Source organism: Streptococcus gingivalis (assembly GCF_035544715.1).
GTDB lineage: Bacteria > Bacillota > Bacilli > Lactobacillales > Streptococcaceae > Streptococcus > Streptococcus gingivalis.
In genome coordinates this window covers 1,170,737-1,195,430 of the sequence record NZ_JAYKTO010000001.1, presented here as the reverse complement: position 1 = coordinate 1,195,430, position 24,694 = coordinate 1,170,737, and the positions used below count along the sequence as shown (strand labels likewise).

Below are 24,694 nucleotides of genomic sequence, written 5' to 3'. Positions count from 1 at the left end.
GAAGATGATGACGAAAGATTTACAAAAACGTGTGATTTTTGGAGGAATTGCCCTGCTCTTTTTCATTCCAACAGTAATGGTTGGAGGGGTGTTCTTCCAGATTGTGATTGGCTTGATCGCCATGCTAGGGGTTCATGAATTGCTCAAGATGAAGGGACTTGAGACAGCGACCTTTGAAGGAGCGCTAGCCATGTTAGCGGCCTTCGTCCTGACTTTGCCGATTGAGGACTACCTCCCTTACCTTCCAGCAGATGGCAATATGATTGCCTATGGTTTGGTTGTCTTGATTCTCATGGGGACAACTGTTCTTGCTCAGAATTACAATTATGAAGATGTAGTCTATCCCATTGCGTCTAGCTTTTATGTTGGACTTGGTTTCCATTCCTTAGTAGATGCGCGTATCGCTGGAATCGACAAAGTTCTGCTAGCTCTCTTTATTGTCTGGGCTACAGATTCAGGTGCTTACCTGGTCGGAAGTCAATTTGGGAAACGCAAGCTCATGCCTGCAGTCTCGCCGAATAAAACGATAGAAGGCAGTCTTGGCGGAATCTTGTCTGCAGTTGCGGTAACCGTGATCTTTATGATTGTGGATCGTTCTGTGGCGGGTGGACATGGTTTTCTTGCTATGATCTTCTTTACCATCCTCTTTAGTATCGCAGGTCAGTTTGGAGATCTGGTAGAGAGTGCGATTAAACGCCACTTCGGTGTGAAAGATTCTGGGAAATTTATTCCAGGACATGGTGGTGTTCTAGACCGCTTTGATAGTTTGATCTTTGTCTTTCCCTTGATGCATTTCTTGGGCTTGTTCTAAGACAGAAGAGATAGAAAGGAAACCACGTATAGAACGATGCAGTTTATTGCCTTTATTGTTATTTTTGGAGTGATCGTTCTCGTTCACGAGTTTGGTCATTTCTATTTTGCAAAAAAATCGGGCATCCTGGTGCGAGAATTCTCGATTGGGATGGGTCCCAAGATCTTTGCCCATATTGGTCAAGATGGAACAGCCTATACGATTCGCATTCTACCTTTAGGTGGCTATGTTCGTATGGCTGGCTGGGGTGAGGATACAACTGAGATTAAAACCGGAACGCCTGTTAGCTTGACGCTAAATGAGGCTGGCAAGGTCGTCCGGATCAATCTTTCAGGAAAGAATCTGGATCAGACAGCCCTTCCCATGAATGTTACCCAGTTTGACTTTGAAGACAAACTGGAAATTACGGGTTTGGTTCTCGATGAGACCAAGACTTATAGTGTTGATCATGATGCGACCATCGTTGAGGAAGATGGGACGGAAGTGCGGATTGCGCCGAGAGATGTTCAGTATCAGAATGCCAGCATTTGGGGACGGTTGATCACCAACTTTGCGGGTCCTATGAACAACTTTATCCTCAGTATTGTCGTTTACTCACTTCTAGCTTTTATGCGTGGTGGTGCGATTGACTACTACAGCAACAATGTTCAGGTGGCCCCCGATGGGGCGCTGGCTAAGGTCGGTGTCAAAAGTACTGTTCAGATCCTTCAAGTCAACAACGATACCGTTAGCAACTGGGATGAGCTGACAGATGCTGTTGAGAAAGCAACTAAGGACAGCAAGACGGCTCCTGAATTGACCCTGAAAGTCAAAACAGACGGCCAAGAAAAAGAAGTCAAAGTGAAGCCAACCAAGTCAGGGAATCGTTACTATCTGGGTGTGACAAACGGCCTCAAGACTGGATTTGTGGATAAACTCTTGTCTGGTTTTACAGATACCTGGAATACAGCGACACGGATTTTGGGAGCTTTGAAAGATATCATTTTCCACTTCAGTCTCAATAAACTGGGTGGTCCGGTTGCCATCTACAATGCCAGCTCACAAGCTGCTCAATTAGGGATTCCAGCAGTCTTGTCTCTTATGGCCATGCTCTCTATTAATATTGGGATCTTCAATCTAATCCCGATTCCAGCTTTGGATGGGGGTAAAATCTTGATCAATTTGATCGAGGTCGTCCGGAGAAAGCCACTGAAACAGGAAGTAGAAACCTATATGACGCTTGCAGGTGTAGCTGTAATGGTTATTTTGATGATTGCTGTCACCTGGAATGATATTATGAAATTATTTTTGAAATAGAAAAGGATATTGTCCATGAAACAAAGTAAAATGTTGATTCCAACGCTTCGCGAAATGCCAAGCGATGCCCAAGTCATTAGCCATGCTTTGATGTTGCGTGCAGGTTATGTTCGCCAAGTATCAGCTGGTGTCTATTCTTATCTGCCGTTAGCAAATCGAGTGATTGAAAAAGCAAAAGGCATCATGCGCCAAGAATTCGAAAAAATTGGAGCAGTTGAAATGCTTGCTCCAGCCCTTTTGAGTGCGGATCTCTGGCGTGAATCTGGTCGTTACGAAACTTACGGGGAAGACCTCTATAAGTTGAAAAACCGTGAAGGCTCTGACTTTATCTTAGGTCCGACTCACGAAGAAACCTTTACCGCTATTGTGCGCGACTCAGTAAAATCTTACAAACAATTGCCGTTGAATCTCTACCAAATTCAACCAAAATACCGCGATGAAAAACGCCCACGGAACGGTCTTCTGCGGACCCGTGAGTTCATCATGAAAGACGGTTATAGCTTCCATGCCAACTACGATAGCTTGGATGTCACTTATGATGAATACAAGGCAGCTTATGAGCGGATCTTCACCCGCAGTGGCATCGACTACAAAGCCATCATCGGTGATGGTGGTGCCATGGGCGGAAAAGATAGCCAAGAGTTTATGGCTGTTACACCTGCTCGTACAGACTTGGATCGTTGGGTTGTTTTAGACAAATCAGTAGCTTCCTTTGATGAAATTCCAGCAGAAGTCCAAGAAGAAATCAAAGCAGAATTGCTCAAATGGATGGTCTCTGGTGAAGATACCATTGCCTATTCAAGTGAATCCACCTATGCTGCCAACTTGGAAATGGCTACTAACGAATACAAGCCAAGTAACCGTGTTGTAGCGGAAGAAGAAGTGAAACGCGTGGAAACACCAGGTGTCAAATCGATTGATGAAGTAGCTGCATTCTTGAATGTTCCAGAAGAAGCTACTATCAAGACTTTGGTTTACATCGCAGATGGTGAGCCTGTTGTTGCCCTTCTCGTAGGTAATGATCAGCTCAATGAAGTGAAGTTGAAAAACCACCTCGGCGCAGACTTCTTTGAACCTGCAACCGAAGTGGAAGTGAAAGAATTATTAGGAGCTGATTTTGGCTCTCTCGGTCCAGTTGATCTTCCTGAAAATGTTAAGATTATCGCAGACCGCAAGGTCCAAGACAGCCGTAATGCAGTAGTCGGTGCCAATGAAACAGGCTACCACTTGACTGGTGTCAACCCAGGACGTGACTTTACTGCAGAATACGTCGATATCCGTGAAGTTCGTGAAGGCGAAATCTCACCAGATGGGAAAGGGTTCTTGAACTTTGCACGTGGGATCGAAATCGGTCACATTTTCAAACTCGGTACACGCTACTCCGCTAGCATGGGAGCAGATGTCTTGGACGAAAACGGTCGTGCAGTTCCGATCATCATGGGCTGCTACGGAATCGGTGTCAGCCGTCTTCTTTCAGCTGTTATGGAGCAACATGCACGCCTCTTTGTCAATAAGACTCCAAAAGGGGAATACCGTTACGCTTGGGGAATTAACTTCCCTAAAGAATTGGCGCCATTTGATGTGCATTTGATTCCAGTCAATGTCAAGGATGAAGCAAGCCTTGCTTTGACCGATCGGATCGAAGAAGCTTTGGTGAATAAAGGCTACGAAGTCTTGGTGGATGACCGAAATGAACGCGCTGGTGTCAAATTCAGCGATAGTGATTTGATTGGACTTCCAATCCGCGTAACAGTTGGTAAGAAAGCAGCTGAAGGCATCGTTGAAGTGAAAATCAAAGCGACAGGAGATACCATTGAAGTTCATGCGGACAATCTCCTTGAAACTCTTTCAATCTTGAACAAATAAGAAAAAGCTTTCTGAGCTCTCACCAGTGTGGTGATGAAACTCAGGAAGCTCTTTTTATTTTTCTTCTTTGAGGCCTTGATCTTTGAAATAGGTAAAGAGATCTTGAGGTTTGCCATTGAGGTATTTCTTGAACTCGGCTCTTTCTTCCTCCCCTTGATCCCCGTAGATGGAAGCAAACTCATCTTTCTTGATTTTTGAGAAGTCAGCTTGTAAGACCTTGGCATAGGATTGTTTATCTTTCGAAATTTGAATGCGGAAGCTAAGACCAGGCTTGCCATTTAAGCTTTTATAGATATCGCTATGTTCTAATTCTTCTTGGTAGATTTCCTTTAACTCGGAAAGATCCATGTCTTGCAAATCTGAGGAAATGGGTTCAAAACTAAGAAAAGTAAAAGAGACAATTTCATCTTTTTTGTAGCCGATTTGAATTTTGTTTTGGTGGTGATCGCCGAGGTCACTAACAAAGGTCTTGTTTTGGACTTGCTCCTTTTTGGTTTGAGTGGCCTCTTGCTTGGAAGAAGCGTTAGTAGTCCCTTTGCCTTGTTGGCCTTGGCTACAAGCGGTAAGAGCTAGTAGACAGACAGAGACAAGTAGAAATTTTTTCATATATACTCCTTATAGGTTAATGGTGTTCGATCTTGTATGAAACAAGTTTTGAACAGGTTTCATTATACCATAAAAGTTTTAAAAATGAAAAAATATACAAAAGTCATCGAAATTTGCTTTTAAAAACACCTAAAATCAACAACTTTTATCTATGTGTTGAGTTAATATAAAAGGACAGAGTGTCTTCTTTTCTTTCCAGAAATAATACTAGTTGGAGACTATTAGGGCAAGGAATTCAGGAAATATATTACGATTTTATGACAAAATGTTACACATCTGTAACAAAGTTACAATATTTTATCAGTTACCCCTCTAAACTTGACATTCTGGCAATATTTCATTAAGATACTTTTAAGTAAATAATACAAAAAGGGAGCAAAAGGTAAAATATACAGTTATCTGGCATTTTACTAATTCGTACTAAAATGTATTGTTTATGAAAAAAATATAAGGGTATCAGCCCAAAAGGAGAAACACATGGCTCAAATTAAATTAACTCCAGAAGACCTACGTCAATCAGCACAACGCTATGCACAAGGTTCTCAAGACATCGATCAAATCCTTACTACTTTGACTCATGAACAACAAGTCATCGACGCAAACTGGGATGGATCTGCATTTGATAGCTTTGAAGCACAATTCAACGAATTGTCTCCAAAAATCAAACAATTCGCTCAATTGTTGGAAGACATCAACGGTCAATTGATCAAAGTTGCTGATATCGTTGAACAAACTGACCAAGATATCGCTGCACAAATCCACTAAGATAGTCTTGGAGGTGATCTTACTTCTTGTAGGTAGATCACCCTTTTGTCTTTTGATATATAGAAAATAGGGGTTAGATTCTTAATTCCTAACCCCTATTTTGTATCTATGAATTAGAAAAAGGAAAAGGTATGGAAGTTAAAAATAAAAAATGGTTAAAATACATTGGTCAGAGCGCAGTTGTGCTCCTTTTGATGGGATCTGTAGTGGGTCTTTATACGACGGTTCAAAAGGACCAAAAGCAAAACGAAGCCAAGACCGTACAAACGACAGAAAACACCAAGCTCAATATTGCGGTGGTCAATGAAGACAAGGCGGTTAAACTGAATGATAAAGAATACAACCTTGGGGCTAGCTATGTAAAGAATATCGAACGGGATAATTCGCAAAACTGGTCTGTCCTCCCTCGTGGAGCCGCTGAGTCAGGGCTTGCAGATGGCAAGTACCAGTTGATGATCGTCATTCCAAGTGACTTCTCAGAGAAGGTCTTGGAAGTGAACGCAGTCAATGCAGAGAAGACAACTGTGACGTATAAGGTCAATGCGGCTGGGAATTCTCAGGTTGAGAACGAGGCCAATAAAGTCGCTAAAGATATCGTTTCAGACTTGAATAGCCAGTTGGTTGATATGTATATGGTCAGTATTCTAAGCAACCTTTATACAGCTCAGAAAAACGTGGAGACAAGTAACAAGATCCAATCGACCAACATTGGTTCTTACCGAAGCAACTTGCTGGATTCGGCTTTAGATTCCAAAAATATCTTCCCGAGTCTCTATAGCTTGTCGACATCATCTGTCGAGTCGAATAATGCCTTGAAGACAGTTCTTGAGTCTTATACCCAGGCTTTTGATCAGTTGACCCAATCTCAGGATCAGTACGGTCAAAACTTCGACACATTGATTAAGCAACGCTCTGAGGACAAGATCAGCCATGAAGAGTTCATGAACCAGCTGATGTCTATGAATCAGTCTGTTGTCAGTGAAAAGACGCAAGAGTTGTATAAGAATTTACAACAAAACCAAGAAGCGATTACCAAGCAATTGAGTCAACCAGCTGAAACAGAAGGAGATGCTTCAGGTACCAAGACCTATGCAGGCTTGACCAAAGATGTGAATGATCGTGTGGCAGACCTCGAAAAAGGGATCAAGGCAGAACGTGACAAATTAGATGAGCACGAAAAGAACATCGAGTCTACTGTAAAAGCGAAGATCCTTGACTACTATGGTCTAAAAGAAGGAGACAAAGTCACCCTTCGTACCTTGATTGGGAAGACAAAAATCGAAACTCTCAGCAATGCTCGTAATAAAGCGGATGATGACATTCGTCAAGCAATTGAAAAACTTCCGTCTTTAGATCCAGCTAGTCTTAATCTGAATAAATATGGCAACCTCAATTCAGCAATTAATTTTGATAGTACTTTTGCTGGGACGATGGCGAAAGCAAATGGAAATGCTGATGAATTAAAAACTTTGGCTGCAGAAGTAGATGCCAAATCAACTGCAGTTGCCGATGTCCTCAATGCTAAATCTGGAAAACAGAAGGTTAGCATCCAAGTACCAGCAGGAGTCAAGGTTGATACTTGGACCTATGATGGACATACTTATGCAGGTAGTGGCGAGCAGGAAGTCGAACTGAAAGATGGCAAACAAATCCAAATTCACCTCGCTGAAGATGGAGGAGCTATGCCAAGCGCGATTGATGTTGAAGTTCTTGTGAATGGGGTTTCTTCAACCAGTGTGACCGTATCTGCAGAAGACTTGAAAACAGCTGTTGCTAACTATGCGTCGAAAGCTAGTGAAATCGCCTTGGATTATCAACGCGCAGGAGCATTGATCGATGCTTACTATCCAAAAGATGACAAGGGAGATCGTCAATCGCTCTATGATCCAATCGAAGATATGGATTTGACGGAAGCCTTGGTCAATGTCGTGAAATCCGCGGTTACAAGCAATATCAATGACTACCGTAAGAGTATTGAAACGGATGAATCTGGGGATGCAACGAAGAGTGTGAAAGCCCAGTTAGATGGTACCCTTAAACAGTTGCAAGACTTGGGACCACAATTGCAGGCTAATCTTCAAGCCATCGAAAACACCAACAAGGATCTAACCCAAAATATCAACGATCAATTGAAGCAGTATGCAGACCTTCAAAAACGCCTAGAAGAGATCTCAAAAGCGCAAGAAACAGTGACACAGGCTCAAACCAAGACCGATGCAGACTTGTCAGCTCTTGGTTCTGAATACACCTCCTTGTTGACTTCGACAGAAGGTGTTAAGAGTTCATCTCGTAGCAATGTGGACGCTGCCAACTCTACCAATGAAATCTTTAGCCAATTGAACAAAGAATTGGAAAGAGCCCAAGGCAATACAGAGAAATTGTCTAGCAATGCAGAGAGCTTGATGGGTGAATTCGATAAGGAATTGTCTGAAAATGGAAACTTCGTTGAAGCCTTCCGCAAAGTCTTCAACAATGCTTACGAAAATGGTGTGCCAAATGAAGTCTTGCTCGACTTCTTGTCAAATCCAGTTGCAGAGAAATCTTCTTCTGTGAAAGCGACCATCAACGTCTACCGTCCATTTATCTGGATCTTTATGCTAGAAATCTTGAGCCTCTTTACAGCTTATCTCTTTGCGACTCAGCCAATCATCCGTAAGGTGAAAGATCGCTTCAAATTAAATCGCTTGCAAGAATCAGATCTCTTGTCTGTCGGTGTCCTTGTGGGACTTTCTCTCATCCTTGGACTGGTGATCGGAATGATTTCAAGTATTCAACTCTCTGTTGGTCGTGAATATGTACCTTCATGGGTATTCTTAGCGGTTCTAGCAAGTTTTGTCTTGGTACAACTGCAATACCTCCTCTTGAAACACTTCCGTGTGATTGGAATGGGACTGGCCTTCTTCATGTTGATCAGCTATGTCTACCTATCAAGCGCGATCGGAACGACCGCGACCTTGTCAGGCCTTCCAGCACTGGTGAAAAATGTCAACCTCCTTTCTATTTTAGAAGGACAGTTTGCGGGTTACTTTGATGGACAAACAGCCGGTATCGGCGTCTTCTTCGGATTGTTGGTCTTCTTCGGTCTTTTGGCGGTTGCCAATATCTTCATTCCAAAGAAGTTTACTCAAACAAAGGAAATTGAATCAAGCTTATGAAAAAAATGATGTATCTTCTCTTTGTCTTTAGTCTCTTGCCAGTAGTTGTTGTTTCTGCAGATGATTTTATCGATAATCGTCTGCAGGTCAACAACTCACGTCTTGAGACAGAGCAGGAAAAGACACTCGGGGGCCAATTGGATGCGACTGAGTCTCTTTTCAATGAGAAGGATCAGAAAAAATTAGCAGATGAAAAACGCAAGCAAGAGAAACAATTGACCGATTCAGACGGCCAGTTGTTTTCTGCTATAAAGGGAAAGAAAAAAACAGGGCCTGAAGCGGACCTGTTCCAGCCGGAAAATCAAAAATTATCTAAATTTGAGTCCAATGTGGAGGACAATTCGGCCAGTTTGGCGGATTTTATTCCAGCCTTGCAAATGCTGGCTTGGAGTGCCCTTCTCTTTGGGATTGCTGGCTATATTTCTTATCGAATCTATAGAAAAGAGGCCTAAATGGACCAACATATCAATGTCACCTTCCGTATGAATGGGGCAAGCCATGACCTCCGGATCCCAACGCGGATGGAGGTGCGACGCTTGATTCGGGAATTGGATCAGATCTTTGGGTCTGCCATGGAGCCTAGAAGCAAGTATCAGTTGCGCGTGGTAAATAAAGGCATCTTGCTGGATGAAGGCAAGGTGGTACAAGAGTATCCGATCACAAGTGGTGATCTGATCGAAATTGAGGAGTGGTAAGGTGAAAGAAGAACAATTTACACTGGAAGAACAAGTCTTCCGTTTTGAAAAAGAAGAAACGAGCTGGCGACTGGACCTCAAGCGTTCAGAAGTGGATAGCCAGGATTTGCGCAATTTATGGATTTTGGATCTCCATCATCCCCTGTTTTTAGAGCAGAGCATGACGGCCGATCAAGACCAGATTCATCTGACCTATCAGACAGATGCGCTGGGCTTGAGTGCAGAAGAAATCCAAGAATTACCCGTATCAGACCGTCTGCGTCTAGCAATCAATGTCTTGGATTTGGCGCCAGCATTGGAGCTTCCAGTGACCTTTATGTTGCATCCCGTCAATCTGTTTGTGACCAAGGATGCACAAGTCAAGATTGCTTACCGCGGGGTTCCGGGAATGATGGTGCCACGCAAGTGGGATCAGGTTGAATTCTTGCGCCAGGCTAAGTGCTATGCCGTTACTCTTTTTGGTGACTGGGACTTCATGGAGCTCTATCAAGGGACGCTTGAATTAGAAGATCTGCCAGATTTCTTGGTAGAAATCCGTGATGCCGCTAGCTTAGAAGAGATGAAAGCTCTCTTAGAGAAAGCCTACCAAGAACGCAAGGAAGAGGAAGAAAAGACCTTGACCTTGGTTTCAAGCCGTCAACACCGAATCTTTAAGTTGGCAACAGTATGGCTTTCAGCTGTAGTGGCCCTCTTACTCTTGCCTTTGATCTATTTAGTCTTTTTCCAAGCACCCTTTAAAGAAAAGTTGCTTCAAGCGGATACAGCCTATCTCAAAGTAGACTACACCGGTGTGATCGATGAGTTGGAAGGAGTAGCTCCAAGCAGTCTTCCAACGACACAGAAATATGAGTTGGCGACGTCTTATTTGCAAGGCTTGAATTTCTCAGAGGACCAAAAGAAGGTCATCCTTAACAATGTTACGCTCAAGTCAGACAGTCTCTATCTCCACTACTGGATCTATATCGGCCGTCATGACTTTACCCAAGCGCTGGATACAGCCAAGCGGATCGACGATTCAGACTTGATTATCTATGCCCTTCGTAAAGAAATCAAGGCGACACGTGATAGCGAAAAACTCTCTGGTGAACAGCGCGAGAAGAAACTCTCTGAGCTAGAGGGCGAATACAAGAAATACTGGGATGCCCGCTCTAAACTCTTGGAAGCAGAGACAGATGAAACCAAATCTTCTACTAGCAGCTCAACAACGGCTTCATCTACGGAAGGTTCCTCAACAGAAAGCTCGTCTTCCACAACTGCAAGCTCGACTGAGTCTAGCGAACACAAGGAGTAGTCTATGAAAAAACGTATCATACTCTATAAAAAAGGTTTTCGCTATGAGCTAGCGCTAGAAGAGGGAAAAACAGCGACCGTATCGAATCAAGAAACAGCTCAGTTGACCCTGGCTTCGCAAGAAAATCCCCTTCATTTCCAATGGAGTCAAGGTGAAATCTTCTTCCAGTATGGTGAAGACAAGGGCGTGCTTGAAAATAGCAAGATCCTTGGAGATGTAGTCTGCTACTTGGCGGCAGGAGAAGTCCATACCTATGAACTGCTAGATAAGGAAGAAATCCTCGTAGCAGATGAAAAGGGTGCAGATGTGCGCTTGCACTATCCAGTACGCTTTCTCCTTGTGAAAAAAGAGCAGACTTGGACTTGCCAGCTCTTATCTGGAAAACTCTATCATAACCACAAACTCGTCAGTGAAGCGACTTTTCCACTGGCCTTTGGGGATGAGCTGGCGATTGGGGATGTGACCTTTAAGCTCTATCCAGAAGAATTTGGCGTGGAAGGGGCTGCCGAAGTAAGTCCTTATCTAGTGCCGCGTTTGCATTCACGCTATGACTTCTACAAGGACTATCCAGAGTACCACCGGTCTCCGCGGATTATCTACCGGAGTTCGGAAGACAAGATCTTGATCAATCCTCCGGGAGCGGAGCCTCAAAAGCCATCAGATGAACTCTTGAAGTTGATCATGCCACCCCTCATCATGGTTGGGGTGACCCTCTTGATCACCATTTTCCAACCGCGGGGTCTCTATATCATTGCGACAGTCTCCATGTCTGTGGTCAGTGTGATCTTTTCGGTCCAAGGCTTCTTCAAGAATCGTAAGAAATACAAAGAAGACAAGAAAGAACGCGTGGAGCTCTACCATCTCTATCTCAAGGACAAGGCCAAGGACTTGGAACAGCTATCTCGTAAGCAACGAGAAGGCATGTTTTACCATTTCCCAGCGATTGCAGACTTGACTAAGATGGTCAAACGCTATGACTCGCGGATCTACGAAAAAACACCGCTTCATTTTGACTTTTTGGCCTATCGTTTGGGCTTGGGCAAGGTTCCAACCAGCTATGAGCTCAAATATGGTCAGGAAGAACGCAGTGGAAAGAAAGATGCCTTGGAAGAAGAAGGCTATGCCCTTTTCCAAGCGCATCAGAAGATCGACAATCTTCCAATTATAGCCAGCCTCAATCGGGGACCGGTCGGCTATGTCGGCCCTCGTCCCATCGTGCTCGAGCAGTTGCAGCTCCTGGTTGCTCAATTGGCTGTCTTTCACTCTTACCATGATCTGACCATTATTCCGATCATTCCAGAAGAGGAAAAAGAAAGCTGGGATTGGATGCGCTGGTTGCCTCATGCAACTCTGCAAGATATGAATGTTCGTAGCTTTGTCTACAATCAGCGGACACGCGATCAGGTCTTGAACAGTCTCAACCAAATCCTCAAGCTCCGCAAGGCGCAAAAAGAGGAAGAAAAAGCCAATGACACCAAGATCTTCCACCCTCACTATGTGGTCCTCATCACCGATGAGACCTTGATTTTGGATCATGTCATCATGGAGTTCTTCCGCGAGGATCCGACAGAGCTCGGCTGCTCCATCATCTATGTGGCAGACGTGCTCTCATCTCTTTCTGAAAATATCCAAACCGTTATCTCCATCAAGGACCGTAACCAAGGGCAATTGCTCTTGCAAGAAGGGGTTCTTCGGGAGCTCGACTTCCGATTGGATCACTTCCCTGAAGGCTATGACAAGGAAGCTATCTCGCGTGGCCTTGCCCCACTGAAACATATCCAACAGCTTAAGAGCTCGATTCCGGACTCGGTGACCTTCCTTGAAATGTACCAGGCGGAGACCTTCGATGACCTCAAGGTCTTGAGTCGTTGGGAGAGCCATGCTCCTTACCAAAGTTTGGCCGTTCCGATCGGGCTGCGCGGTAAGGACGATTTGGTCTACCTCAATCTCCATGAAAAAGCCCATGGACCCCACGGTTTGATCGCAGGGACAACCGGTTCTGGTAAGTCTGAAACCATTCAGTCTTATATCCTGAGCCTTGCTGTCAACTTCCACCCCCACGATGTGGCTTTCCTTCTCATCGACTACAAGGGTGGGGGAATGGCCAACCTCTTCAAGGATCTGCCTCACTTGCTGGGGACCATCACCAACTTGGATGGTGCCCAGTCCATGCGGGCCCTAGCCTCTATCAATGCGGAGATCCATCGTCGGGAGCGCCTATTTGGCCAATATGGGGTTAACCATATCAACCAATACCAAAAGAAATTTAAACTGGGTGAAGCGACCGAACCGCTTCCTCACCTCTTCTTGATCAGTGACGAGTTCGCCGAACTCAAGGTCAACCAACCAGACTTCATCAAGGAGTTGGTCTCTATCGCGCGTGTCGGGCGTTCCCTCGGGGTACACTTGATCCTTGCGACGCAAAAACCTTCTGGGGTCGTGGATGACCAGATCTGGTCTAACTCCCGCTTTAAGCTAGCCCTCAAGGTGGCAGACCGTGGCGACTCTATGGAGATGCTGCGGACGGCAGATGCGGCTGAGATCACCCAGACCGGTCGGGCTTATCTCCAAGTGGGGAACAACGAAGTCTATGAACTCTTCCAAACCGCTTGGTCAGGAGCAGACTACCAGCCTGAGAAGGACCAGCTAGGGATCGAAGACCATACCATCTACTTGATCAATGAACTGGGTCAATACGAAGTCCTCAACCAAGACCTCTCCGGTCTAGACATGGCAGAAGAAATCAAGGAAGTGCCGACAGAGCTAGATGTCATCGTGCAAGAAATCAATCACTTGCACCAACAAGAAGGCATCGCAGCTGTGGCCCAACCATGGTTGCCTCCCCTCAAAGAGCGGATCACGCTGGATGAGTTGGACAAGGTCGTACCGATCGAGGCTTGGCAAAAACGGACAGCTCCAAGCGTCCTGATCGGGGTCGCCGATATCCCGCAAGCGCAAAAGCAAGAAGCAGTCGCTATCGATCTGTCAAAAGATGGGAATATCCTCCTTTACGGAAGTCCAGGTACAGGAAAGACCACTTTCCTACAAACAGCCGCAATGGATCTGGCCCGCAAGCAGAACCCAGAAAATCTGACCATGTACCTGCTTGATTTCGGAACCAATGGTCTGGCACCCTTGACTCAATTGCCGCATGTGGCCGATAGCCTCTTGCTGGATCAGACGGAGAAAATCCAGAAATTTATCCGAATCATCAACCGCGAGTTGGATCGCCGCAAGAAGCTCCTTTCTGAGCATGGAGTCGGCACTATCGCCCTTTACCGTGAAGTGACCGGCAAACAAGAGCCGACCATGGTCATCCTCATGGATAGCTATGAGTCTATGAAGGACGAACCTTATGAGACAGACCTCTTCAAGCTCTTCATGCGGATCTCCCGTGAAGGTCTCAGCATCGGTGTGCACTTGATCATCACAGCTAGCCGTCAGAACAACCTACGAGCTCAGCTCTATTCAAACTTCAAGCACCAGCTGACCTTGCCACAAAATGATATCTCTGAAGTCCGCGGTATCGTAGGAGCAACCCCACTGGCGTCTACGATGGAAGACATTAAGGGACGCGCCCTCATGAAGCGTGACGAAGTCGATGTCGTCCAGTTCGCCCTACCCGTCGCAGGAGACAATGACATCCAAATCATCAACAACCTCCGTGACCAAGTCCAAAGCCTCAAAGAGATGTGGACAGGTCGCACCCCAGCAGGCATCCCAATGGTGCCAGATGAGTTGACAGAAGCAGCCTTCTACGGACGTGAGGATGTGATATTAAGTTATTTGAAAGGAGATGTTCCAGTCGGTTTAGATGTTGAGACGGTTGATCTCATTTCTTGGAAAGCAAAAGACGGTAACCTTCTTTATTTAACAGAACAGGATGAACAAATGACGGGATTAGTTAATCAACTAATCAAAGCTAAACAAACTTTTGTTATTATTGCACCACCTCACCAATCATTTGAAGGAATTGAAAATATTACAGTAGTAAATAATAAAGATGAATATCATGAATTATTATCTGTCATCGAACAAAAAATTGATGAGAGAAGAAAAAATGGTAATTCAAATCATGTTGTAACACTAGTTGTATATAATTTAACAGAGTTAGTTGAAATAATGGACAATGAAACAATTGCTATTTTAGCTAACGTGCTTGAAAAAGGACAAAAAGGTGGGTATGCATCTATTGTTATAAGTACACCTAGATTAAGTAGATTAGTTGATAAAGCCTCTATAGTAGTAAAATCATATAAATTAGCATTAGTAGGTATTAGACTAAATGACCAAACGATCATAAATGTTAACAATAAACCAAATATGAGAGAACCTCAATTAGATGAACAACTTCATTATTATGTCCAAAATAAAATGGCAAGAAAAATTAAAGTACTAATGAAATAGGAGAAATTTATGTCAGCTTCACAGAATACTATAAATTTGCAGAATGAGATAACCGCTATAGATACTAAAATTACGGCACTTAACAATGCATCATCTAAAATTGATGGGGTAAAAGTGAAAGTGAAGACGACAAAAGATGATATGTCTTCCCTTCATATTGCTGGTCAAAAATACGATGAAGAGTATGAAGATGAGCAAAATGGAATTAAGGCTTGTAAGAAAAAGATTACTTCAAAAAAATCTTCGGTTAAAGAAATAATTGATGAACAAATTGGAGTTTTACAAACATATCGCATGATTGTTAGTGCTGAATTGCTGGCTTCTAAAGCAGCAGATAAGCTACGTGAAGAGTACGAAAAATTGAAGGGAGGAAAATAATATGAAGGTTACTGTTAAGGATAAAGAAGGATTGCAAACACATGCTACTGAATCAGAAAATTCTGCAGCGGAGTATGTCAATAACATAAGTGCAACTGAGCGACAGTTTACGATGAAAGTTGAAGGAAGCTATACGTCAGCTATTAATAAATTTCAAGAGAGATTAAATTCGATTTCAACAATATTACATGAAGATTTTCCTCAATCTTTAGAGAAATATGGGGAAACGATTCTAACTTATATTGCAGACTTAGGTGATGCGGGATTTTCACCGAGTCAAGTAATTAAGACCAAAGATGATGATATAGAAAAAATTAAAAATTGGTTAACAAGTGAAAAAAGTAAAGAATTTTCCACTATATTAGGGGATCTTACTCCAGCAATAACAGCAGCCAAAGATGCTTTAGCATTATCTCCAAAACCATATGAAATGTCGGAAAAACCAACGGTTGAATCAATACAAAAAGATATTGATGCTAAATTAAAAACGTTATCAGATGCTAGAGAAACAACACATCAAGCATTAAATACAGCCTTGAATACTTTTAAAACTAATTTACAGGAAGTTTCTGCTTCTCTTGCTGGAATAAATGCTGCTATACTGAATGCAGCAAATATCGGTACTTTATCAATTAGTGAATTAACAAAGATGATCAAAAATGGACAATTAACTGATCAGAATATGCAATTAATTAATTCAATACAAGATGCAAAGGATATTGATGTGCTTCGATTGCTGCTAAATGAAGGTGATGATAAGAAGGATTTCTTTACAAAATTAGGTTCGGTAGAATCTAAACATGTGAGTAATGCTATGATGGATCTGCTTTACTATCGAGTAAATCAAGAATACAATTTAGCCCTAACTTATGAGGATAACAAACAAAATATTCAAACATTTGTTGTAACTATTTCTGAACAAGATAAAGATGCTGCCAAAGATTATTTTGAAAAATTAACAATGGCTGGTGATCGATATGCCTCTATTCTAAGTACAAGAGCAAGAGGATTGATGCCAGCATTACCTGCTTCAAATGCAGATGCATCAGTATGGGCCAAATATGAAAGCGAGAGGGCTGATGCTATAGCAAAATATCCAGAAATAGAAACTAAAATGGCAAAGGCAGGGGTCTTAACCAGTTTGTTTGAATCATTAGCAGTTGCAAATGTCGGGAAGAGTGAAACAATTATTGGAGGTAGAAAATACGATGTGACAAGTAAAATATCGAATTTACAATTTGTAGATGGTGGTTTTACATATGATTTAACCACAAGAGAATTGAAAAATGGAATAAAAATAAAAGTAGAAGAATCTACAGAAAAAATTTCTTCAAACTCATATACGGATTTTGATAAAGTAGTTAAAAGTGAGAAATTTGAGAATCTAAGAGAAATTCGTGAGAAGCGAAATGATGCATTAAAGGACTATGCTAAAGAACTTCTTGGTGTGATAGCTGGTAAAGTGGTTCCAGGAGGAGATTCATTCGTAGAATTAGTATTTTCACAGGATGATGTTTTAGAAAAGCCAGGAGCAACACTTTCCTATATCAATTCAGGTGGTAAAGCAGCCCTTCAAGAACTTCATTCAAAAATCGGTGGAGAATATTTTGGAGATTATGCTACATTAGTCTCGCATATTGATGGTTTAAAAGAAATTGATGCTGAAGAAGCTAAAGCAAAAAAAGATGCTACAGGAGCATTTTTTTATGCTGGAGGTCGGACTATGTCAGGGGAATCCACAGGTTATGTTAAATATGATATGACCTATGATTTGCAATCTATTATGGCTCGTGATGATATAGAAAAAAATGGGTTACGCGGATATTATTACGACATGGTTTCAGATGATGAAAATACCCTAATAAATGAAAAAATAGATAATGTTAAAAAATATGAAGATAAAATGCAATCAAGTCGTCCTGAAATGGAGTTATCATCCTATGAAAGTTATGAATTTTTAACAGGTCAAGGGGGATACACTGTTGAAGATATTGGGATTGAAAATATAAATAATGATATAAAAAACGTATCAGATAATAAAGAAATTCCATTCAATATGTCAGAATATGAAGAGTGGCAACATAAGATATATGGATTAGGAGATGGACAGAACAAAATCCTAGAAAGGAATATTAATGGATAAAAAAATAAAAATATTATTTTGCATCCTTCTTGTGACGATAGCAAGTGCGGGATTTTTACTACTACGAAAAAGTGGGCAAAAACAGACGCAAAACAACTCAAAAGTTTTGAAATATATAGATGCGAAAACTGAGAAACCAACAATTCATGTTTTTGATGACAATAAATTTGTATTTGTTGCGCAAAAAGATGGTTTAGGAGGTATTGCATTTGGTCAAGATTATATTTCTGTTTTGGATGTCCATCAAAAACAGATCAATGAAAGTATGATTGATAGAGAGAAAAATGGCTCACCTAAAATTGCAAAAGACGAGTATTTTAATATTATTTCTTATGATTTGAATGCTGCTGGCTTCCCAAGTAAAAAGACAGAACTATATCAATTATTAGGGAAAAAAGAGTATCGAGGCGCATACGATATCAATCAGTATTATGCAGATAACAAGGATTATATACCTGTAACTTTATATAAAGTTGGAAATAATGCAAGTAAAGACATTATGGTTGATATTACAAATCAGAAAGTTGAAAATATTGATAAATTTGGTGATTTACAGAAGACCAATTTTTCATATAGGGGACTTGAATTAGGTAAGGGAGGAGTATTCGACAGTTTACGTAAATTAATGGAGGAAAAATACCATTTGAATTTTGCAACTGGTTATATTGATACATTTATTGCAAATAGAGATCGTGAAAAGATAGATATCTCCAATACTAATTTTGCTCAAGACTATCCAGAAATGGCTAAGGATATAAAGGATTTAGCTCGTTTATATATGAGACCTAACCAGTACTCAACCAAAGAGTGGTTTGATACAGTTCTTCATTGGTTTGCACCAAAGGGGCAGGATGTATTAGAGGTCTATGCGACAGATCCAAAGACCGGTGAGAAGACACAAATAAAATCCTACGATGAATTGCAGGTTTGGTCTGCTAATCATCCAGAGTAAATAGGAGGTAAACATGGGATCAAAAAATGGTACTGGAACAATAGCGGTTAATAGCAATCAAATATTAAATACTAAAGCCAAGTTAGATAAAGCATTTTTAAATGAAAACGCAAAGCCATCCGTTTGGGTAGATGATAGTTCATTAGAAATCATGAATAGCACATACAGTAGCTTTAAGGAAGCGACTGAAAATATTTCTGCAGCAATTGTGGGATTCAATCAATATTTAGATTCAATGGCTACTGCATTTGAAAAAAAAGACACAGAGTTAGCCTTCGATATTCAAGATTTACAGATAAAAAATTCTTTTAGTCAGAAGAGATATGATAAGAACTCTGCGTATAATGATAGTAAATATCGTAGTTTGCCAGGTGCTGAATAATAATAATTGATTGTATAGTTTATCATTTTTATTAATTGTGATTAAGAATAGAGGACCAAATTGGTTCTCTCTTTTTCATTCCTTCAATTCCCTCCACCTAGTGACGAACTTGCTCTTCATACTAATTTCCGATATGATAGTAGAAAATGTTTTTTGAATCTCACTCAATCACAAAAGAAGGGAAATGTTCCATGAAAAAGATGATGGTATTGCTGGCGAGTGTACTTGTTTTAACAGCCTGTGCTCAGCCGAAAAAAGAGGCCAAGGAGGCAACTGCAAGCAAAACGGAGCAAACTACAAAAGCCTCCTCATCTACTAAAGAGGAAAAGGGCTTGAAATTTGTAGTTGCGCCTCAATTTGAAGGAAAGGCATCGGATTTGATGGAACTGGGGAAGAAGTTAGTTAAGGAGCATCCGGAAGTTGGTGATCAAGGGGATATCACTGTATATTATACAGGGAGCACCTATACTGTAGAACAACAGGAATATGCAGTATTTATGTTGGTCAACAAAACGACAATGAATATTGACCATGATGCGACCTTTAAAATTAGCTGGAGTTATGATGGCCACTCGATTTATCAAGATCAAGTAGTCCAGTATAGTCTATCGAACAATCCTAAGTTACCGACCCAATCAGCGACTCTCTTGTTGCTTCCTTTGACGAGCGAACAAAGCTCGATCGTAGAGAAGATATCAGATGAAACGAAGATGAGTCTGAGTATTACAGACATTATGATGAAGTAGCTGATGGACATGCCTGATATTAGAATACTTATAGTCATTGCTGTGGCTGTTATTGGATTTCCTTTGTTTACCGTACTCTTTTTTGGACATTTTTATAGACGAGAAGTTAGGATTAAGACCCTCTCTTCAAAGAGCATTGAGGGAGTGGTAGTTGGCTATAAGAGGGCACAAATTGTAGCGGCTCCAATTGTCGAATATAGAGTGGGTGGTCAGACCTATCGAAATAGCCTGAAATATTATTGGGTGGTGCGGGCAACACTTCCTTGGAAAACGAATCAAGCGGCTAGCGATATCGATTTGATGGCACAAAGGATAACCAGCTACACCAATTCTACAGTCTCAAAGGGCAATCTTTTTCAAGATGCTTTTCCACTGGGATCGAGCATGACGGTCTGGTATAATCCAGCCTGTCCAAAAGAATCATATGTTGAACGCTATGGTGGATTAGACAGGCTTTTTAAACGGCAGATGTGGATTGGAATCTGGATGTTAATTTTATTTCCTATTTTGGCAGTTGTGGCCATCATCATGGGGATGAAGTATAAATGATAGATCAGCCCTAACGGAATAAATAAAAGATGAAAAGAAATCACTGTCCTATCGGTGATTTTTTTGTCTTCACTTCTCTCTCGAATTAATCCTTAAATTGTGATAAAATAAAGGTTACGAATGTTTTTGACTGGTCTGTTTTTGCTTAGAAGCGGGCTACTCAAAAGCGAGCAAAAGAATCAAGATCAAGGGAGAAACAATGTCCAACACCTTTGAAATTTTAATGGATCAGCTGGATATGCCGCTGGAGATGCGATCTTCCAGTGCCTTTTTGCATGCGGAGATTCAAGAAGTCGTGGTGCACAAGGTCAGTCGGGTCTGGGAGTTCCGCTTTGCCTTTGCGGAAGTCTTGCCGATTGCTTTGTTTAAGGAATTGCGCCAGCGCTTGAAGGATGAATTTTCAAAGACAGGAAACCAGGCGACCTTTACTATCCAAGTGGCTAATCAGGACTTTTCTGCAGATTTATTGCAGGCCTACTACCGTGAGGTCTTTGAGGAAGGGCCTTGCGCTAGTCAAGGATTTAAGGGGCTCTACCAAGACTTGCAGGTGCGCGCGGAAGGGCAGGAATTGATCATCTCAGGGCCTTCTTCGATTGATACGGAGCATTTTCGTAAGAATCATTTGCCCAACCTTGCCAAGCAGTTGGAAGCCTTTGGTTTTCCGCATTTCACCTGTCGGGTGGAGTCTGATGAGGAGTTGACAGAGCAAGAAGTGGCGCGCTTTGAGGAGGAAAATGAAAAGATTTTCCAAGCGGCCAATGAAGAGACCTTGCGGGCTATGGAATCCTTGGCCCAGATGGCTCCGCCACCAGCTGTTGAAGAAAAGCCTGCCTTTGATTTCAAGGCTAAGAAGGCGGCAGCTAAGCCTAAGCTAGACAAGGCCGAGATCACTCCGATGATCGAGATCACGACAGAAGAGAACCGAATTGTCTTTGAGGGTGTGGTCTTTGACGTGGAGCACAAGGTGACGCGGACCGGTCGGGTCTTGATCAGCTTTAAGATGACCGACTATACCTCGAGTTTTTCCCTTCAGAAATGGGTGAAAAATGAGGAAGAAGCCCAGAAGTTTGACATGATCAAGAAGAACAGCTGGCTACGGGTGCGGGGAAATATCGAAATGAACAATTTCACGCGCGACTTGACCATGAATGTCCAAGATATCCAGGAAGTTGTGCATTATGCCCGCAAGGACCTGATGCCAGAAGGCGAGCGCCGGGTAGAATTCCACGCGCATACCAATATGTCGACGATGGATGCCCTGCCGGAAGTTGAAGAGTTGATCGCCAAGGCAGCTGAGTGGGGTCATAAGGCGGTGGCTATCACTGACCATGGCAATGTGCAGAGCTTCCCACATGGCTTTAAAGCAGCCAAGAAAGCTGGGATCCAGTTGATCTATGGGATGGAAGCCAATATCGTAGAGGACAAGGTGCCCATCACCTATAACGAGGTGGATCTGGACCTCAATGAAGCGACTTATGTGGTCTTTGACGTGGAAACGACGGGACTTTCAGCTATTTATAATGACTTGATCCAGGTCGCTGCTTCTAAGATGTACAAGGGCAATGTCATTGAGGAGTTTGACGAATTTATCGATCCAGGCCATCCTCTGTCTGCCTTTACGACCCAATTGACAGGGATCACCAATGAGCATGTCCGTGGGGCTAAGCCCTTGGTGCAGGTCTTGAAGGAATTTCAGGCCTTCTGTGAGGGAACGGTTCTCGTCGCCCACAATGCTACCTTTGACGTGGGCTTCATGAATGCCAACTACGAGCGTCATGGTCTTCCCAAGATCACTCAGCCAGTCATCGATACCCTGGAATTTGCCCGTAATCTCTATCCAGATTTTAAACGGCATGGCTTGGGGCCATTGACCAAGCGCTTTGGAGTAGGCTTGGAGCACCACCACATGGCCAACTACGATGCGGAAGCGACGGGGCGCCTGCTCTTTATCTTCATCAAAGATGTCGCTGAAAAGCATGGGGTGACCAATCTCAAGGACTTGAATATCGATTTGATCGATGAGAATTCCTATAAGAAGGCGCGGGTCAAGCATGCCACCCTCTATGTCAAGAATCAGACTGGCCTTAAGAACATGTTTAAACTGGTCTCACTTTCTGGGACCAAGTATTTCGAAGGAGTCCCTCGGATTCCCAAGACTGTGCTGGACGCCCACCGCGAGGGCTTGATCCTCGGATCGGCCTGCTCAGAAGGGGAAGTCTTTGATGCGGTCATGTCGCAAGGTGTGGATGCGGCAGTCGAAGTGGCTAAGTACTACGACTTTATCGAGGTTATGCCACCGGCTATCTATGCGCCCCTCATTGCCAAGGAGCAGGTCAAGGACATGGACGAGCTCCAGACCATTATCAAGAGCTTGATCGAAGTGGGGGATCGTCTCGGCAAGCCCGTTCTTGCGACAGGAAATGTCCACTATCTGGAGCCGGAAGATGAGATCTATCGGGAGATCATTGTCCGTAGTCTCGGTCAAGGGGCCATGATCAACCGGACCATTGGGCACGGAGAAGATGCCCAGCCAGCGCCTCTGCCAAAAGCGCATTTCAGAACTACCAATGAAATGCTGGATGAATTCGCCTTTTTGGGAGAAGACTTGGCGCGCAAGATTGTTATTGAAAACACCAATGCACTCGCAGAGACCTTTGAGCCGGTCGAAGTGGTCAAGGGGGACCTCTATACGCCATTTATCGACAAGGCCGAAGAAACGGTTGCGGAATTGACCTATAAGCGGGCCTTTGAGATCTATGGTAATCCGCTCCCTGATATTGTCGATCTGCGGATTGAAAAGGAATTAACCTCTATCTTGGGGAATGGCTTTGCCGTGATTTATCTGGCATCGCAAATGCTGGTGCACCGTTCCAATGAGCGGGGCTACCTGGTTGGATCGCGTGGATCTGTCGGATCTAGCTTTGTAGCGACCATGATCGGGATTACCGAGGTTAATCCGCTTTCGCCTCACTATGTTTGTAGCCAGTGCCAGTACAGTGAGTTCATCACAGACGGTTCTTATGGATCTGGTTTTGATATGCCGGACAAGGATTGTCCAAACTGTGGCCACAAGCTCAGCAAAAACGGGCAGGATATTCCTTTTGAAACCTTCCTTGGTTTCGATGGGGATAAGGTACCCGATATCGATTTGAACTTCTCCGGGGAAGACCAGCCGAGTGCCCACTTGGATGTCCGTGATATCTTTGGGGAAGAATATGCCTTCCGGGCAGGAACGGTAGGAACGGTCGCAGCTAAGACTGCCTACGGCTTTGTCAAGGGCTATGAGCGTGATTTTGGCAAGTACTACCGAGATGCCGAGGTCGAGCGCTTAGCTCTCGGTGCCGCTGGGGTTAAACGGACGACCGGTCAGCACCCGGGGGGAATCGTTGTTATTCCAAACTATATGGATGTCTACGACTTTACTCCAGTCCAGTACCCGGCAGATGATGTGACAGCTGAATGGCAGACCACTCACTTTAACTTCCACGATATCGATGAGAACGTCCTCAAGCTCGATGTCCTGGGACATGATGATCCGACCATGATTCGTAAGCTTCAAGACTTGTCAGGTATTGATCCGAACGATATCCCTATGGATGATCCAGGGGTCATGGCCCTCTTTTCTGGGACAGAAGTGCTAGGGGTGACAGCCGAACAGATCGGAACACCGACAGGGATGTTGGGGATTCCAGAGTTTGGGACCAACTTTGTTCGGGGCATGGTCGAAGAGACCCATCCGACGACCTTCGCAGAGTTACTTCAGCTCTCTGGTCTGTCTCACGGTACCGACGTGTGGTTGGGAAATGCCCAAGACTTGATCAAGGCGGGCATTGCCGATCTATCGACCGTTATCGGGTGTCGGGACGACATCATGGTTTACCTCATGCACGCGGGGCTCAAGCCTAAGATGGCCTTTACCATCATGGAGCGCGTGCGGAAAGGCATGTGGCTTAAGATCTCAGAAGAAGAGCGCAATGGCTACATCCAAGCCATGAAGGAAAACAATGTCCCTGAATGGTACATCGAGTCCTGTGGAAAAATCAAGTACATGTTCCCGAAAGCCCATGCGGCGGCCTATGTTATGATGGCCCTTCGTGTGGCCTACTTTAAGGTGCATCATCCTCTCTATTACTACTGTGCTTACTTCTCGATTCGGGCCAAGGCTTTTGACATCAAAACCATGGGGGCAGGACTTGAAGCCGTGAAAGCGCGGATGAAGGAAATCGCTGAGAAACGCAAGAACAACGAAGCTTCCAATGTAGAGATTGACCTCTACACCACCCTTGAGATTGTCAATGAGATGTGGGAGCGGGGCTTCAAGTTTGGTAAGCTAGACCTCTATCGCAGTCAGGCGACAGAATTCTTGATCGATGGGGATACCCTGATTCCACCATTTGTTGCGATGGATGGTCTGGGAGAGAACGTCGCCAAGCAAATCGTGCGAGCGCGTAAAGAAGGAGAATTCCTCTCTAAGACCGAGCTCCGGAAGCGTGGCGGTGTTTCGTCCACCCTGGTTGAAAAGATGGATGAGATGGGTATTCTTGGCAATATGCCAGAGGATAATCAGTTGAGTTTGTTTGATGATTTGTTTTGATGGATAAATGATTTTTATTCAAAAGAATTAGCCACTCTTAACTACAGATTCATATGAA

17 protein-coding genes are annotated in these 24,694 nt (G+C 43.4%); 16 read left to right on the top strand and 1 reads right to left on the bottom strand.

Annotation, left to right across the window (positions count from 1 at the left end):
• Positions 1-7: 7 nt before the first annotated feature.
• The 3 genes from SM122_RS05855 to SM122_RS05845 are packed head-to-tail and all read left to right on the top strand — an operon-like array spanning position 8 to position 3,973.
• Complete coding sequence (locus SM122_RS05855; protein ID WP_024054625.1) at positions 8-811, top strand: phosphatidate cytidylyltransferase; 804 nt, start codon at positions 8-10, stop codon at positions 809-811.
• Between the two features lie 36 nt (positions 812-847).
• Positions 848-2,107: an RIP metalloprotease RseP gene (gene rseP, locus SM122_RS05850; RefSeq protein WP_049523159.1), complete on the top strand. Its 1,260-nt coding sequence runs from the start codon at positions 848-850 to the stop codon at positions 2,105-2,107.
• Positions 2,108-2,122: 15 nt separating this feature from the next.
• Positions 2,123-3,973: a proline--tRNA ligase gene (locus SM122_RS05845; RefSeq protein ID WP_023919525.1), complete on the top strand. Its 1,851-nt coding sequence runs from the start codon at positions 2,123-2,125 to the stop codon at positions 3,971-3,973.
• A 54-nt stretch (positions 3,974-4,027) separates the two neighbouring features.
• Here the strand turns inward: SM122_RS05845 and SM122_RS05840 are convergent, their stop codons facing one another.
• Positions 4,028-4,579 (bottom strand): hypothetical protein, encoded by a 552-nt coding sequence (locus SM122_RS05840; RefSeq protein ID WP_023919523.1) that lies wholly within the window; start codon positions 4,577-4,579, stop codon positions 4,028-4,030.
• Positions 4,580-5,056: 477 nt separating this feature from the next.
• Between SM122_RS05840 and SM122_RS05835 the strand changes: the two genes are divergently transcribed.
• From SM122_RS05835 to SM122_RS05775, 13 genes are all read left to right on the top strand, one after another.
• Complete coding sequence (locus SM122_RS05835) at positions 5,057-5,344, top strand: WXG100 family type VII secretion target (protein WP_049474440.1); 288 nt, start codon at positions 5,057-5,059, stop codon at positions 5,342-5,344.
• Between the two features lie 131 nt (positions 5,345-5,475).
• Positions 5,476-8,499 (top strand): type VII secretion protein EsaA, encoded by a 3,024-nt coding sequence (gene esaA, locus SM122_RS05830; protein ID WP_070465181.1) that lies wholly within the window; start codon positions 5,476-5,478, stop codon positions 8,497-8,499.
• On the top strand, positions 8,496-8,951 hold the full coding sequence (essA, locus tag SM122_RS05825; protein WP_272107061.1) for a type VII secretion protein EssA: 456 nt from the start codon (positions 8,496-8,498) through the stop codon (positions 8,949-8,951). Before esaA ends, essA begins: the two co-directional genes overlap by 4 nt.
• The gene (locus tag SM122_RS05820; RefSeq protein ID WP_003013697.1) at positions 8,952-9,194 is read left to right on the top strand and encodes an EsaB/YukD family protein; all 243 of its coding nucleotides are present in this window, start codon (positions 8,952-8,954) and stop codon (positions 9,192-9,194) included. It abuts the gene before it with no gap.
• Between the two features lies 1 nt (position 9,195).
• Positions 9,196-10,485 carry a type VII secretion protein EssB gene (gene essB, locus SM122_RS05815; RefSeq protein WP_272107062.1) on the top strand — a complete coding sequence of 430 codons (1,290 nt, stop codon included), beginning with the start codon at positions 9,196-9,198 and terminating at the stop codon, positions 10,483-10,485.
• A 3-nt stretch (positions 10,486-10,488) separates the two neighbouring features.
• Complete coding sequence (gene essC / locus SM122_RS05810; RefSeq protein ID WP_324737872.1) at positions 10,489-14,892, top strand: type VII secretion protein EssC; 4,404 nt, start codon at positions 10,489-10,491, stop codon at positions 14,890-14,892.
• Positions 14,893-14,901: 9 nt separating this feature from the next.
• Complete coding sequence (locus tag SM122_RS05805) at positions 14,902-15,270, top strand: hypothetical protein (RefSeq protein WP_272107064.1); 369 nt, start codon at positions 14,902-14,904, stop codon at positions 15,268-15,270.
• A 1-nt stretch (position 15,271) separates the two neighbouring features.
• Positions 15,272-17,413, top strand: coding sequence for a hypothetical protein (locus tag SM122_RS05800; protein WP_324737871.1), 2,142 nt, complete (start codon positions 15,272-15,274; stop codon positions 17,411-17,413).
• Positions 17,406-18,365: a hypothetical protein gene (locus tag SM122_RS05795; RefSeq protein WP_272107068.1), complete on the top strand. Its 960-nt coding sequence runs from the start codon at positions 17,406-17,408 to the stop codon at positions 18,363-18,365. Before SM122_RS05800 ends, SM122_RS05795 begins: the two co-directional genes overlap by 8 nt.
• Before the next feature lie 13 nt (positions 18,366-18,378).
• A complete protein-coding gene (locus SM122_RS05790) occupies positions 18,379-18,747 on the top strand; it encodes a hypothetical protein (RefSeq protein WP_272107069.1) in 369 nt (122 codons plus the stop codon).
• A gap of 191 nt (positions 18,748-18,938) precedes the next feature.
• Positions 18,939-19,493 (top strand): hypothetical protein, encoded by a 555-nt coding sequence (locus SM122_RS05785; RefSeq protein WP_272107070.1) that lies wholly within the window; start codon positions 18,939-18,941, stop codon positions 19,491-19,493.
• 144 nt (positions 19,494-19,637) lie between these two features.
• The gene (locus SM122_RS05780) at positions 19,638-20,042 is read left to right on the top strand and encodes a DUF3592 domain-containing protein (protein WP_272107072.1); all 405 of its coding nucleotides are present in this window, start codon (positions 19,638-19,640) and stop codon (positions 20,040-20,042) included.
• A 199-nt stretch (positions 20,043-20,241) separates the two neighbouring features.
• On the top strand, positions 20,242-24,636 hold the full coding sequence (locus tag SM122_RS05775; protein ID WP_324737869.1) for a PolC-type DNA polymerase III: 4,395 nt from the start codon (positions 20,242-20,244) through the stop codon (positions 24,634-24,636).
• The last annotated feature ends 58 nt before the right edge of the window (positions 24,637-24,694 follow it).